The organism is Lysinibacillus sp. RS11 (assembly GCF_042019215.1).
Taxonomy (GTDB): Bacteria; Bacillota; Bacilli; order Bacillales_A; family Planococcaceae; genus Lysinibacillus; species Lysinibacillus xylanilyticus_A.
On record NZ_CP168124.1, the window covers coordinates 4,142,137 to 4,155,358 of the forward strand.

At 35.1% G+C, this 13,222-nt stretch carries 13 protein-coding genes and 2 pseudogenes; 2 read left to right on the forward strand and 13 right to left on the reverse strand.

Translation table 11 applies throughout. From position 1 onward, the window contains the following. Positions 1-184 precede the first annotated feature (184 nt). From ntdP to mutY, 3 genes are all read right to left on the reverse strand, one after another. Positions 185-733, reverse strand: coding sequence for a nucleoside tri-diphosphate phosphatase (gene ntdP, locus AB9L17_RS21485; protein WP_068986629.1), 549 nt, complete (start codon positions 731-733; stop codon positions 185-187). 366 nt (positions 734-1,099) lie between these two features. Beyond that, a complete protein-coding gene (locus AB9L17_RS21490) occupies positions 1,100-1,276 on the reverse strand; it encodes a gamma-type small acid-soluble spore protein (protein WP_083227122.1) in 177 nt (58 codons plus the stop codon). Between the two features lie 83 nt (positions 1,277-1,359). Further along, positions 1,360-2,394 (reverse strand): A/G-specific adenine glycosylase, encoded by a 1,035-nt coding sequence (mutY, locus tag AB9L17_RS21495; RefSeq protein WP_375199771.1) that lies wholly within the window; start codon positions 2,392-2,394, stop codon positions 1,360-1,362. Between the two features lie 197 nt (positions 2,395-2,591). Between mutY and AB9L17_RS21500 the strand changes: the two genes are divergently transcribed. Continuing rightward, on the forward strand, positions 2,592-3,578 hold the full coding sequence (locus tag AB9L17_RS21500) for a metal-dependent hydrolase (RefSeq protein WP_068986631.1): 987 nt from the start codon (positions 2,592-2,594) through the stop codon (positions 3,576-3,578). A gap of 35 nt (positions 3,579-3,613) precedes the next feature. On the opposite strand, the pseudogene AB9L17_RS21505 reads toward AB9L17_RS21500, so the two are convergent. From AB9L17_RS21505 to AB9L17_RS21520, 4 genes and pseudogenes are all read right to left on the reverse strand, one after another. Continuing rightward, positions 3,614-3,778: pseudogene (locus AB9L17_RS21505) on the reverse strand (YfhJ family protein); the annotation flags it as partial. Between the two features lie 28 nt (positions 3,779-3,806). Continuing rightward, positions 3,807-5,591: a recombinase family protein gene (locus AB9L17_RS21510; RefSeq protein ID WP_375199772.1), complete on the reverse strand. Its 1,785-nt coding sequence runs from the start codon at positions 5,589-5,591 to the stop codon at positions 3,807-3,809. A 428-nt stretch (positions 5,592-6,019) separates the two neighbouring features. Further along, on the reverse strand, positions 6,020-6,589 hold the full coding sequence (locus tag AB9L17_RS21515; RefSeq protein WP_375199773.1) for a recombinase family protein: 570 nt from the start codon (positions 6,587-6,589) through the stop codon (positions 6,020-6,022). Between the two features lie 338 nt (positions 6,590-6,927). Then, positions 6,928-7,359 carry a hypothetical protein gene (locus tag AB9L17_RS21520; protein WP_375199774.1) on the reverse strand — a complete coding sequence of 144 codons (432 nt, stop codon included), beginning with the start codon at positions 7,357-7,359 and terminating at the stop codon, positions 6,928-6,930. Positions 7,360-8,030: 671 nt separating this feature from the next. Here AB9L17_RS21520 and AB9L17_RS21525 point away from each other — a divergent pair. Further along, positions 8,031-8,753, forward strand: a complete 723-nt coding sequence (locus tag AB9L17_RS21525; protein WP_375199775.1) for a hypothetical protein — start codon at positions 8,031-8,033, stop codon at positions 8,751-8,753. An 82-nt stretch (positions 8,754-8,835) separates the two neighbouring features. Here AB9L17_RS21525 and AB9L17_RS21530 read toward each other — a convergent pair whose 3' ends face one another. The 6 genes and pseudogenes from AB9L17_RS21530 to recX all read right to left on the reverse strand — a co-directional run bounded on the left by AB9L17_RS21530 (position 8,836) and on the right by recX (position 12,849). Further along, on the reverse strand, positions 8,836-9,807 hold the full coding sequence (locus tag AB9L17_RS21530) for a hypothetical protein (protein WP_375199776.1): 972 nt from the start codon (positions 9,805-9,807) through the stop codon (positions 8,836-8,838). A gap of 175 nt (positions 9,808-9,982) precedes the next feature. Further along, positions 9,983-10,621, reverse strand: a complete 639-nt coding sequence (locus AB9L17_RS21535; protein WP_375199777.1) for a hypothetical protein — start codon at positions 10,619-10,621, stop codon at positions 9,983-9,985. Positions 10,622-11,218: 597 nt separating this feature from the next. Continuing rightward, positions 11,219-11,392 (reverse strand): hypothetical protein, encoded by a 174-nt coding sequence (locus AB9L17_RS21540; protein ID WP_375199778.1) that lies wholly within the window; start codon positions 11,390-11,392, stop codon positions 11,219-11,221. A gap of 204 nt (positions 11,393-11,596) precedes the next feature. Continuing rightward, a pseudogene (locus AB9L17_RS21545) lies at positions 11,597-11,719 on the reverse strand (YfhJ family protein); the annotation flags it as partial. Further along, positions 11,720-12,049 (reverse strand): YfhH family protein, encoded by a 330-nt coding sequence (locus tag AB9L17_RS21550; RefSeq protein WP_068986633.1) that lies wholly within the window; start codon positions 12,047-12,049, stop codon positions 11,720-11,722. It abuts the pseudogene before it with no gap. After that, positions 12,046-12,849 (reverse strand): recombination regulator RecX, encoded by an 804-nt coding sequence (gene recX, locus AB9L17_RS21555; RefSeq protein WP_068986634.1) that lies wholly within the window; start codon positions 12,847-12,849, stop codon positions 12,046-12,048. The genes AB9L17_RS21550 and recX overlap by 4 nt, the downstream gene beginning before the upstream one ends. Positions 12,850-13,222 lie beyond the last annotated feature (373 nt).

The following is a 13,222-nucleotide window of genomic DNA, read 5'->3' on the forward strand; positions in this document are numbered from 1 at the left end:
ATCATTTGACCGATCACTTTGCCACACAAAAAGAAACAGACATCCAAAACTGAATGCCCAAACGTATTATAGCAATATTTCGTTTGAAGTACAGTTAATATAACTTTGTCGCTAACTATTTTGGAATTAGAATAGCCCATTCACGCCATAAAAAAACACCCATTAGTAAAACTAATAGGTGCTATTAACAATCATCTGCTTGCATATCGAGCTGAAACTTATATCGATTTGTCCAGGCATCGATGAAATCAGGTGCAAAGGGTCCTCTTTTTTGTTGAATCCAGCTAATTAATTTATCGACATTGCGCTTTAAAATTTTATCAATGACATCTGGATAAGACATTTCCTTCCGATGCAACTCATATTCATCCTCATCTAGGAGTGAAAAAGACATGTCAGGAAAAACTTTTATATCCAAATCATAGTCAATATATTTAATGGCATTATTATCGAAAACAAATGGTGAGCTTAGATTACAATAATAATACACACCGTCCTCACGTAGCATGCAGATGATGTTAAACCAGTGCTCCGCATGGAAATAACAAATAGAAGGCTCTCTCGTTAGCCACGTACGACCATCGGATTCTGTCACAAGTGTCCGTTCATTCGCACCGATAATGATATTTTTCGTTCCTTTTAACACCATTGTTTCTTGCCAAACACGGTGGATACGGCCATTGTGCTTATAACTATGTATTTGTATCGTTTCTCCTTCTACCGGTATTGCCATTTTTGAAGCCCACCTTTTCGTCTATGCTACCTAAATCTAGCAGTCTCTAGTATATTATAGCAATGTGTACGCGAAAGGTGTAGTTAGAAAACCACAAATTTCCCTGCGCTCTTTTAAATTTGTACAAAATTTTGTGAATTTGAAGCAAATTTAATCAAAACAATAACCCAATTGTAATTTTTTTTAATTTTTACTCGGAGCTGACGGTTCTTTTCTTGACCCGAGCAGTTCTTTCGTCTGCCTGAGCGTTTAAGTTTCTCACTAGTCCCGTTTTTCAAAATAGAATTAAAAAGGAGCTGCCTTTTTTAAATCTTTTCGATTTAGACAGCTCCTTAGAGGTAAATGCAGCTATGCAATTACAAAGTGTTATTCACCAAGGTCTTGGTTAGTTTTTTTGAAGTTTCCTGAAGCTGAAGCTTTCTTTTGCTCTGCTTTAGCATTTTGCTTTTGCACTTCAGTAACGTCTGTTTCATAACCAAATTCTTGACTTTGACGTTGCATGTTTTTATTTGGCTGGAAATTTTGGTTGTTGTTCTTTTTCATGATCATTCACCTCCACGCTAATTATTGTGTACCGAGGTAAATGTTTTTATGCCCATAAATTTTTATAAAAATAATTTTGTCGATTAATCCTTTATTTCTTGCCAAATTTTCAGCATTGGAACAGGCATTGGTAATAACTCTATCTGTTCGCGAGTCAGCCATTCGCCCTTTACTGTTGAATTACATTTCATAAAATAGCTATTTAGATGCCATGTTAAATGTGAAAAAACATGTTTAAATGTTAGCAAATCCTGTTGAGATTGAACTTTTATAGCGTAGTCATTCATAAAAGTATCTATTGAATCTTTACCATGTTCAAGCATCGGAAACTGCCATAGATTAGCTAATAAACCCTCTGCTGGACGCTGCTCCAATAAAATTCGACCTTTGTCATCTTTACATACAAGAACATCATATGTGATATGCTTCATCTTTACTTTTTTAGATTTAACAGGCAGTTTTTCGGGCTCACCTTCATTAAATGCAATACAATATTCCCGAACTGGACATAATAAGCACTTGGGGGAAATCGGTGTACAAATAAGCGCCCCAAGCTCCATTAAACCTTGATTGAAGGACGATGCATTTTCAGGATCTATAAGTTCTTCAACTGCCGCTTCAAAAATCTTTTTAGTCTTTGGAAGTGCTATATCATCATGAATAGTAAGCACACGACTTAAAACACGCATAACATTGCCATCAACTGCATGTTCGGGTTTATTATAGGCAATACTTAAAATAGCTCCAGCAGTATACGGACCTACACCTTTTATTTTTGAAATTTCATGGCGATTATCGGGTACTACCCCACCGTAGTTCTCTAATACCTCGCGAACACCCGCTTGTAAGTTACGTGCACGGGAATAGTAGCCTAAGCCTTCCCAATGCTTCAATAAATATTCTTGTGGTGCTTCGGCGAGCAATTCTAATGTTGGAAAACTTTCCATAAAGCGATTGTAATAAGGAATAACTGTGTCGACACGTGTTTGCTGTAGCATCACTTCCGATACCCATATTTGATATGGATCCGTAGTATGCCTCCAAGGTAAATCACGTTTCTCAACATTAAACCATTCGACTAAAGATTGTCGAAATTCTGTTACATATGGATAATTCACAATGACCTCCAGTGTATTTACGATTTAAATTATGGTAAAAAGGGTATACAATTAAGAAAAGATCATTTGTGTGAAACGGTCTTAAACCCATATTCAGCACAAATGTTCATGAAGTAAATATCAGGTATTACGAATTATTGAAATATACATGTATGCAAATTGTACTCTAATTTTATGCATACTAGGAGTGGATATTTTTGGATTCAGGTACACATTTCGTTATGGGTATTGCACTCGGTGGTCTTGCTTTAGCCGATCCCGTAATAGCAAATCATTCAATGACATTTACTGCAGTAATTGCAGGTACGATTATTGGCTCACAGGCGCCTGATGTCGATACAGTATTAAAACTACGCAACAACGCTGTTTATATTCGACATCATCGTGGAATTACACATTCAATACCAGCAGTAGCGATTTGGCCCATCTTAATTACAGCAGTTTTATCATTTATTTTTCAAGATGCCAATGTGTTTCATTTATGGCTTTGGACGTTTTTAGCTGTAGTACTTCACGTCTTTGTCGATATCTTCAATGCTTATGGTACACAAGCATTCCGACCATTTTCTAGCAAATGGGTTGCACTTGGTGTCATTAATACATTTGATCCTATTATTTTTACACTACATTGTCTTGGCATTTTACTTTGGGTATTTGGTGCAAATCCAATTTGGACATTTGGCATCATGTATGTCATTATCATCATTTACTATATTTTACGTTTTGCAGTTCAAAAAGCTGTTAAGAAAGCTGTGCATAATACCATTCAGGATGAGGAGTATGTAATTGTAGCTCCTACAATGCGATTCTTCCACTGGCGAATTGCTGCAAAATCAAAAACACATTATTATGTTGGTCGTGCATACGGGCGAACTGTTAATATTTACGATAAATTCGAAATAGAACCTTTACCAAAAACGCCTCTTATTGAAACAGCCATGAAAGATCGCAATCTCGCTGCATTCACTTCATTTTCGCCATTATATCGGTGGGAAATTTCAGAGCTTGAAAATGGCTTAACAGAAGTGAGATTAATTGATCTGCGTTACCGTAGTGATAATCGCTATCCTTTCGTTGCTGTCGCTCATTTAAACGATGACAACGAGATTATCACTTCATATACTGGCTGGATTTTTACAGAAGATAAACTCCAGAAAAAATTACAGATTGGCGCAAGTAATTAAATAGCAAACCCTGACCAGCTTTGGTCAGGGTTTTGTTATTGCACCATATCATCGCTAGCATCAAGTAAATGTGAGTATTTAGGATTGCGTCCTGCAAATGCATGCAACTTATCACCATAGCTAGTAATTAATTGGCGTACTAAATTTTCAGTATAATCTGCCCCACGATAGCTATAGCCAGCTTTAGCAGATGTTGATTCACAAAACAAAAACCTATACTATAGATTCTTAATGTAAATTGGCTTTTTCCCTAGCCAATTCATTCATTTGATATTGAATTTCTTCATATTCTTCAACACTGTCATATTGGAAATATTCATCAGCATTGATAAACTGTTTATTTTCATAAACAAATTTATATTTATTTCCTCTTTCTTCGATTAAGCTACTTTCATTTATCTTCAAGTCATCGTCAAGTAGCTCATTCAGCTCCATAATAATGTCGTTGTAATTTGGTGTGTAGTAGCTGAAATCAAATGTATCATCATCATACACAAAGATTTCCTTCACTAAAGCAATTTTATCATCATCTGTAAGTTCAGCCTTTGAGCTTTCTTCAATCTGCTTCTTGCGGTCATGTGCTTCTTGAAGGTAATAATCAAGATTCTCGAAAGTCAGCTTGTTGATTTTTTGAACAATTTCAGTCTTTTGGTCAGTTAAAACTTCTATTCTTTTGGCTATACGGCTACGCATTGCTTCTACTTTTTCAGCAAAATAGCTTTCCTCTAACTGCTCCATATGTGTTTCAATCTCATCACATTGTGCATTTAACACTTTAATTACGCTATCGTGGCGCTTTTTCATTTGTTCAATTGCATGGGCAATTCGAGAATAAGTATCACCAAAACCTAATTTTACATGAACAACAGGTGTAGCACTACATACTAGTTTTTTAAGGACATTATCTGCTACAGTGCGCTTATTAGTACAAACAGATTTCTTATTCTTATTCAAGCAATAATAGCTGTAGTATTCCTTAGCTTCTTTGTTTTTACGCTTAGCAATAGTACGTTTGCGTGTGTACATACCGCCACAGCAACCACACTTTACTTTGCGATGAAATATATCTTCTGTCTTTGGTTGTCTTTGACCAATGCCACTCGTTGAGGTACGAGCTTGTATAGCTTCCCTAGCTTCATCATAGAGTTCTTTAGGAACAATAACAGGTAGCTTTCCTTCTGTTTCTACTTCGTTGCCTTTCACTCGCTTAGTTTTCGCATTAAGTTGCGGTGTATGATACTTGTTGATTTCGGGATTACCGTAATAAGCTTTCTTTTCGAGAATTTGGTGTACTTGAGAAGCTCCCCATGCTATACCTGTTTCAGTTTTCCAACCTTTTTCATTCAGTTCACGAGCTATCATACGACTCCCTATGTCTATTGCCCTTTCAAAGACATAGCGAACGATTTTAGCTTTTTCCTCATTGACCACAATAGTATTATTTTCATCTCGTTCGTATCCAAAAGGTAAAGCATTACCTGTGAAAATGCCATTTTTAATTCGATACTTCATCGCAAACCTTTGGCGCTTCGAATTAGCTCTTGATTCATTTTCTGCTAAAAAACTGTAGATAGGTAATATCGTTTCATAACTATCCCCATTGGTACAAATACCTTGTGTTTCAAACAGAACATACACTGAATTTAACTTTAGTAGATTTATCAACCTCGATGTATCTGACATATTACGAGCAAAACGGGCAACATCTTTAACTATAATGAGGTTAAACTTTGGCTTCTTCTTCAACAATTTAAAATTAAAGTTTTTTTCTATCTCACCTTGTTCTGCTTCTATACCTGCATCTTTTAGCATCTCTTGAAACGCATCTCTATCTGCATTTTTACCACTTTTTTGGTCTTTATATGTATGTAAGAATTTATACCCCTGTTCCTCACAAAATTCTTTATAGTACGCTTCTTGAGCTTCAAATGAGTTTAACTGTTTCTCATCTTCCGTTGATACACGAGCATAAACAACTGTTTTAATACCTTTTTCTAATCCATAATCAACCATAGTCAGAACTTCAACCTTTCACACTAAATACTAAAACATACACTTTATTAAACACTATCCCTTGGATATTTGCAACCGTTATTCCATCATATCGTTTCGTTTTCTTTCCCTCGTGGTGTGCGTGTAGTAGCTAGCTTGGATTCCTCATTCATCATCATCCAATTATCGGAAACTACGCCCCCTCTATCACCCATGCTATGTAACACTCCAATCATCCACCTGACACGCTCCTGACCTTAACTGACCAATATATCAACTCAGCTTCTAGGGACACGCTACGAACCTGCTATGCCCCTCTTACACGCCATCTGACACGTTCCGTAACTGCTCAATAAAACGATGATTTTACGGCTTCACGATAGCAACAAACGAAGCGGGTTAAAGCCGTATAAATCAAGGGATAAATCCTAAAGGTTACGTTTAGGTAACTACTGTGATTCCTGTGCTTTGCGTATCTTTGCTTCACGTTTTAAGGTACTCATGCTAATTTTTGTTTTTGCTTCAACCTGCTTGAACGAATGAGTTTCTTTTAGTTCCATAGCATGGTCAAGCTGTGCCTTTGTGTATGTAGGTTTACGACCTTCACGATAGTTTGGATTCTGCTTTGCTATTGCTTTACCTTCCTGTGTACGCTCAACAATCATGTCACGCTCAAACTCAGCGAAAGCAAGAAAAATATTTTTAATCAGTTTAGAAGCAGGTGTGTTGTCCAAAAGACCGATATTTAAAATGTTTACCTTTATACCACACTCAACCAATTCATTAACTAATTTACTTCCTTGCCACGCTGAACGAGCAAAACGGTCTAGTTTAGTGACCATAAGCGTATCACCTTCTTTTAGAACATTTAGAAGCTCGTTGAATTGTGGTCTGTCTGTTTTAGTACCTGTGAACTTTTCTTGATAAATAATACTAGCTCCATTTTGCTCTAGCTGTTGAATCTGCGCTTCTAGGTCTTGTCCAACTGTTGATACACGAGCATATCCATATACTGTCATTTCAGTTCCTCTTTTCACGTTCATTTATGACACTTAATTGCGACACCGTTTGATACCTTGATATCACTGCATCGGACTTTCGGTGTCGATACTTAAAAGTTGCGACACCACCGAAACTATCAGAGCAATTTGAGCACTATCTGACGAATAGATATATAATCGCTTTTAAAAAACTATCGTTAAAAAAATCTGTATTAAACGGTCTAATCAAAAAGGGATTGTTTTAATAAACAACCCTTTCAACTTCTCCTTTTTCAAAATAAACTGTCATATATCATAGAACCATATCGACGAAGTACCTAATGAACTTACAGAAGTAGTTTTATCATTCGGTTCACCTAGTGAATTTGGCTTGCTTTAATTTTATTGAATTTATCTTTATTACTTTCTAAAACAAAATCTTGAGATACAATTTCCTTAAACTTTTCCATTTGATTCTTTGGAATTGTAACATTATCAGTGTGTAGATATAATAGTAAGTCCGTATTAATATCATCTTCAACCGAATCTTGTATATACTTTAATACTTCGCCTTCATAACTCATATTTTGATAAAATTCATAAGCTCCTAAGATATCAGCTATTTCTTTGGTATAACTGTTATTTTCCCTGTAATTATCCAAATATTGAAGATAAGTGTTATAAGCTTCTCTCTCTTGTTTGTTTAATACCGCATGTTCCTTATAGTCGTTAACATATATTAATGCGCTAACAACGATTATTACTAATATTGTTGTTGCCATTAACCAATTCTTTTGTTTTTCAGTCATCTAAGTTGCTCCTTAATTATAATTACAATTTTATTTAAAAATACACATAATTGGTATTTTGATATAATACATGTATTTTCAAATAATTTCAATATATTATCGTATCTCCAAATCGAAACAAAAAAGATGATTCATTGAAGCGGAACTGCATCTACAAAAAGCCATACAACGTATGAATACAAGTAGCACGGCTCTATCTGCGGTCATTCGAGTTCTATACAACGCTCTCTCATTTATCGAGAAATGACCATGTGAATAGTTGGTTACTCGATTGCGTTGAGCGCTGTGTACAGAACAGTCATCAACAATTCGGTACTTCTTTAATAATTGTTTAATGTAAACACAACTTATCAGCTATCGTAAAGACTTTAGTTCTTCCATGAATTTATCTATACACAATCACACAATTTAGATATTGATACATTTACCCTTATGTACCGCTACTCTTTATCTATCTATGCAATAGAGCAACTAATACAGGTTTATAGTGTGATTCCTCTAGCATAAATGATGAATTGGATTGGTAGCAGTTTAGACCTTATCGTATCGTGTGAAGGTAACAAACAAACTTCTGAGTAGCATTTCTTCTATAAATCAACTATATACAACGAACATTTACCTGTGCTATCCTGTAATGTGACAAAAATACATTATAGGAGTTAAAAGGAATTATGGAAAATCCTGCTTTAAAACTTCATTCTATCTTGAGAGAAACCTATGATAATACAAATGCATTTGATTCATACGCATCATCTTGGGCAAGAATCTTTAAAATTGATAGAGATGACCCTCTTGCTCTCATGCGGAATATTAGTGGATTGCTAAATTTGTTTAACGAAACACTTAATTTAGTTGAACAGAATGAGCGACTAAACACTGAAAAAAATAAAAGATTCTTATTGAAAATTCAAGATGCTATTTTCGATATTAATTTTGATGGAAATATGCATAAGTTTACTGATTCAATAGACGAAGAAACTTTAACTGCTTTATATTTCATTGGAGAATTAATTTATTATCAATACGATTTGAACGAAAGCAAGGTAGATAACGAAAAAGTTGACGAAATTCTTAATGAAGTAAACGATTTAATTCATAGCATTGCAGAATCACCATTACCTAAAGATGTTCAAGATATTTTAATTAATAATTTAATCCTCATTAAAGATGCTCTTGATAGATATAAATTTTGGGGTGAAGAAGTATTGAGAAAAGCTCTCGAACAAACAATCGGCTCTATAGCTATAAACAAGTCCATTATTGATGAAAATCAAGATGATAATATTTACCCTCGTTTCGGTGATGTCCTAGGGAAGACAAGCTCTTTAATTACTATTGGAACAGCTATAAAAGATTACTTACTACCTCTATTTGATAAACTACCTTTTAAGTAATGCTAGGTTCACAGTTGCTCTGAAATGAAGTGAAATGAGTAATTGCCTACCTCAATTCACCTCATAGCATGTCAACGTGCGATTATGCCAACTGTTGTGATTCTAAAACTAAACCAATGTCAACACTCACAACCTCGTCAAAAGGCTCTGTGAGTGTTTTTCTGTTGTTTTTATAAGCTAACTCAAAATTGAAACGATTGAGCTTTGCTACACGTTTTATATCTGCTAAAAGCTTGTTCTTGCTCTTACGCTTCTTATATTCGTTAATTTTGTTAATATCACGTTGAATAGCTTTGAATGACCGCATGAGCATAGCAGAACAACCTACCATTTCATCTAGGTCTACAATGAAAAGCAAGGCTTCCAAACGACTACTAATGATGGTATGAGTCTGTTCATCGTTTTCAGCAAATGCATTGAACATGATTTCATCTGTAGCAAAGGATAAACGAGCTTCTAAGCGATTGGCAAAGGCATAATCAGATTCTTTGTTGCGTGATTGTTCACGTTCGTTTCTATCATAGTTAGCTAGTAATCTTGCTCCTGCTCTAGTTGCATACTTTAATGAGCCTATGTAGTCTGTTACATGATGTTTTAAGTCCGTAATCTTTGAGCCTTTGACGTTTAAATGGTGTTTGATTATTACGCTGTTATCCTTGTTAGTCAGGAAGTCAAAAGCTATATGAGCGTTCTTGACGCACCATTTGTCACGATACAAGTTAATAACTTCATGTAAATAGCCTGTGCTATCAGCTTCATAGAACGCTCTGTGTATCGTTATTTTAGCTGTATATTGTGTACGTCTTGCAAAATCATGCTGTAGCATTTTCAATGTGAAACCTGCTTCTTTATGATGGAACACGTATCTGTAGCTTTGGTCAGGATAGAAATGAGATTCCTTAATAAGACTAAAAACTGCTACTATTTCGGTGTGGGATAGCTTTGCATTGATTTCCAATGTGTCATACGATACAAGGCTTTGATGTGATGTAGAATTGATTTTGCTTACTTTATCAACAATTTCTTGTTGAGTTTGAATGAAATTGTTAGTCACATTTTTCTGTCCTTTCATGTTTCACTTTTGAGTGAATTATTTTATTAAAACATTTGAAAAACCTCACATTTTTAAATAAATCAATTTTTATCAATCTCAATTATTGTGTAAGATATTTTCTAGGAACCTCATAGAAGGAAAAGCACCTCTCAAAAGAAAGGTGCTTCACTTATCATTACGTCAAACTTTCAAAATACACTTTGTTTTTATCAGCCAATTCCTTCCTCGCTTGTTGCTTTCTTTGTACAGAAAGTTCATCATCACGAAAGGCTTGGTTCATTTCCCCAACTCGATATTTGCTAACGTTTTCAGCATCTTGAAACGCTGTTTGGCTTCTGTAAGTAGTAAGCGTCACAGTGTCTGTATCAAGCACTATTACAGGTTGAGCGTGTTCCTGCAAATGCTCTCCCAATGGTAAAACAGCAATATTTCCAATTTCATAGTGACCATCGGGATTTGGTCTGTGTATAGATGGTTTATCAGCTTCTAGACCTGTTCTTTCAAAAATGCCTTGCTGTTTAATCCATGCTTGCCAAAAATCATCATCAACTTTAATAACATTAATCAAAGCATATCTAGGTGCTATTCTTATTTGTGCGCCATCTTTTTCAACTAAATCTAGTCGATATTCAATGCCCTTAGCGATATAATATTCATCTGTTTTCGTTCGCTTTAGAGCTTGTTCGAATGAAGAAAAAAGTGATACCCCTGCATCTAATAAAGACAAATCAATGTCATTTTCAACAAACTGATTACGTACTATCGCAGTCTGCTTTTGTTTCTTCTTGCTTATTTCATTAGTATTTGTTGCCATTAATGTTCCTCGATTCTATTAGTTTTTATATTTTAATTAGTAAAGTCGCTTACCTCCTGTCACAAAACAAGCGACTCCTAAAAGGAACATATATTCCCTTCATCTTGCTGTGTGACAATCATAATACCCTACCTTTCACAACTTCTCAAGAAAAAAACATAAAAGTTCACAAAAACGACATGTTTAATTATTGCTTTTACATATAATAAAGATTATATTAAAGAGTTAACCATTTATTAATAATATTTATTATATAAAGATTAACATTTAAATTAGTATTGTCTATACAAAACAAAAACACGCTATACCATCTAATGGCAGTGTGTTTTTTAAGAAAGATGTAGCTCAACATATGGCTTTGTAGCACCAATCAAACAATCTGAGTAAATGATTCCTCTACTACTCTACTCAATTCAACTATCTACGCTCACAGGCTCGTCAAATGCTTCTAGAAGCTTGCGTTAACAGTAAAGTAAATCTGCTAGTGTTACGCATGAATAAAGGATTCAAATTGCGTAGATTGAATCTTTTATTCAGCAATGCGTACTATATCAGCCTGTGTTTTCATTTTTATACTTTCTCTAATTCTGTTTCTTATCATTGTTTGATTCCTTCAATCTCTGAATACTCAACATCAAGTGTTGTAAGTTCACTTCTATCGCTAATTAAAGTAATAGCTTCAAGTTGCTGAGAGTACATTGTTTGAAGTTTTTGTGCTTCTTCTAACGTCATTAATACATCAATTGTTAGTGTTAAAATTTTCTTTTCCATTTTTATTCCTTCTTTTAAAATTGATTATGTAAGTAAAGCTCTTGTTGTCTTGCTTACAACCTCCCTAGACCACTAAGAATCTAGGAAACACTTTGAGCCTAATGCCTGTTTATACTCGCTCAAACGAGTTTTGGACAAAACAAAAAGAGAGGATTCAATTAAGAATCCCCTCTAAATCAAGGTTTTCATATATAGGTTTTAGTCCTTTGAATCAGTTGATTCAAAATCACTCCATAAAAGTTCAATCCATACTCGTGCACGGCCTACGGACATCTGTGGATTTTTTGCAAGTAACTCTGCTGTAAGCTTTTCGATTTTTTCTTCCACTTATTTGCCCACCTTTATTGGAGATAGAATTGAAACGGGTAGAGCTTCTTGATATTTTTCGCCGCCTAAACGATGTCCCCAAGCAAAGCGTCCTTTTAAATAATCTACTTGAAAAAATTCATTTTCCGAGCCGTCTATACGATACATCTCTCCAGGAATTATTGTATCTAAATCCACTAAATACGCAGCCGCCATTAAAGCCTTACGCTCATACACTGCAAATTCATTAATGATTCCTAGCTGCTCCGCCTTACGTGCTTTTTCCTTAAGCATGGCTATTTCTTCTCGTAATTCATGCTCTGACATTACAGCATAATTTTTTTCGTTCATTCCTCATTCTCCTTTTCTTCTATAAAACGATCGATAACCTCTATAGGAAAACCCTTTTGATAGAGCACCTGCTTTATTTTCATTTTCAGTTCATAACCAGTATACTTCGATGAGTACTTTTTCCAAACTTTTTCGCCTTGTACATTAAGTAGCTGTTGCCATTCATCTTCACCTTGTTCAAGCTCTATTTGCCCCAGCACCTCATCTACAACAGTAAAAGAATACCCTTTTCGCATTAAAAAATCTTGAATTTTAGCTTTTACTTGTGTTGGCGTTTTCTTTTTTTCTGATCGAACGACCTTGTCAGCCAACTGTGTCGCAAGTTTTACCTGTTCCTCATGACTATATGTAGCAAGTACCTCATCCTGTAAGCTCTTATCAATCCCCTTTTTCATAAGATCTTGTCTAATCGCTTTAGGACCTTTTTTCATAGTAGCCTTTTTCGTATCGAGTAATGCTTTGGAGTAAGTTTCATCATTTAAAAAGCCATATGATTTCAACTTTTGTATAGCCTCTAAAATAACTGCCTCCCCAAATTCTAATGTGAGAAGCTTTTTCTTTACTTCATGCTCACTCCGCATTTGATAAGATAAAAAATTTAGCCCTTTATTAAAAGCTTTTCGAATCTCATCCTCATATGCAATTTCCTGTATATCAAATTCCTCAAGCACTTTCCCCTTTGTTAATCCAAATTGAAGGAGAATTGCCTCATCTACAGGAAAAGCATATTCTTCGTTCAAATATATATTATAACGTTCTGGATTGTTTTTTTGACGTGCAATTTTCGTAATAATACGCATTGGTAACACCTCGCTAATCACCATTATAACATTTTTCGTGGGTATTGCTTTTTCCCTACAGTATTCGCATGTTCGCGGGTATTTTCTCGTCGCGCGCGGATTTGGGGGTTCTATCCACGATTTTTGGGGTTCTATCCACCACTTTGGCAGTTCTATCCACGATTTCGAAGGTCCTATCCATCACTTTGGCAGTTCTATCCACGATTTCGAAGGTTCTATCCATCACTCATAGTTCTATTCGCCATTTCAGAAGTTCTCTCCGTTATTTGATTGATTTCTATACTGACCATTCCACTAGACAGGAATGGATAAAAACCAACTTCCCTGGAAATTGGTTTTAATGATTACTCATCATCCAAATTTCGCTTCTCTT

What these genes read in the sequence shown, in the direction of transcription:
- ntdP (WP_068986629.1), bottom strand. Translation starts at nt 733, where the DNA reads ATGGCAATACCGGTAGAAGGAGAAACGATACAAATACATAGTTATAAG.
- AB9L17_RS21490 (WP_083227122.1), bottom strand. Translation starts at nt 1,276, where the DNA reads ATGAAAAAGAACAACAACCAAAATTTCCAGCCAAATAAAAACATGCAA.
- AB9L17_RS21510 (WP_375199772.1), bottom strand. Translation starts at nt 5,591, where the DNA reads ATGGTTGATTATGGATTAGAAAAAGGTATTAAAACAGTTGTTTATGCT.
- AB9L17_RS21515 (WP_375199773.1), bottom strand. Translation starts at nt 6,589, where the DNA reads ATGACAGTATATGGATATGCTCGTGTATCAACAGTTGGACAAGACCTA.
- AB9L17_RS21520 (WP_375199774.1), bottom strand. Translation starts at nt 7,359, where the DNA reads ATGACTGAAAAACAAAAGAATTGGTTAATGGCAACAACAATATTAGTA.
- AB9L17_RS21525 (WP_375199775.1), top strand. Translation starts at nt 8,031, where the DNA reads ATGGAAAATCCTGCTTTAAAACTTCATTCTATCTTGAGAGAAACCTAT.
- AB9L17_RS21535 (WP_375199777.1), bottom strand. Translation starts at nt 10,621, where the DNA reads ATGGCAACAAATACTAATGAAATAAGCAAGAAGAAACAAAAGCAGACT.
- AB9L17_RS21540 (WP_375199778.1), bottom strand. Translation starts at nt 11,392, where the DNA reads ATGGAAAAGAAAATTTTAACACTAACAATTGATGTATTAATGACGTTA.
- AB9L17_RS21550 (WP_068986633.1), bottom strand. Translation starts at nt 12,049, where the DNA reads ATGAACGAAAAAAATTATGCTGTAATGTCAGAGCATGAATTACGAGAA.
- recX (WP_068986634.1), bottom strand. Translation starts at nt 12,849, where the DNA reads ATGCGTATTATTACGAAAATTGCACGTCAAAAAAACAATCCAGAACGT.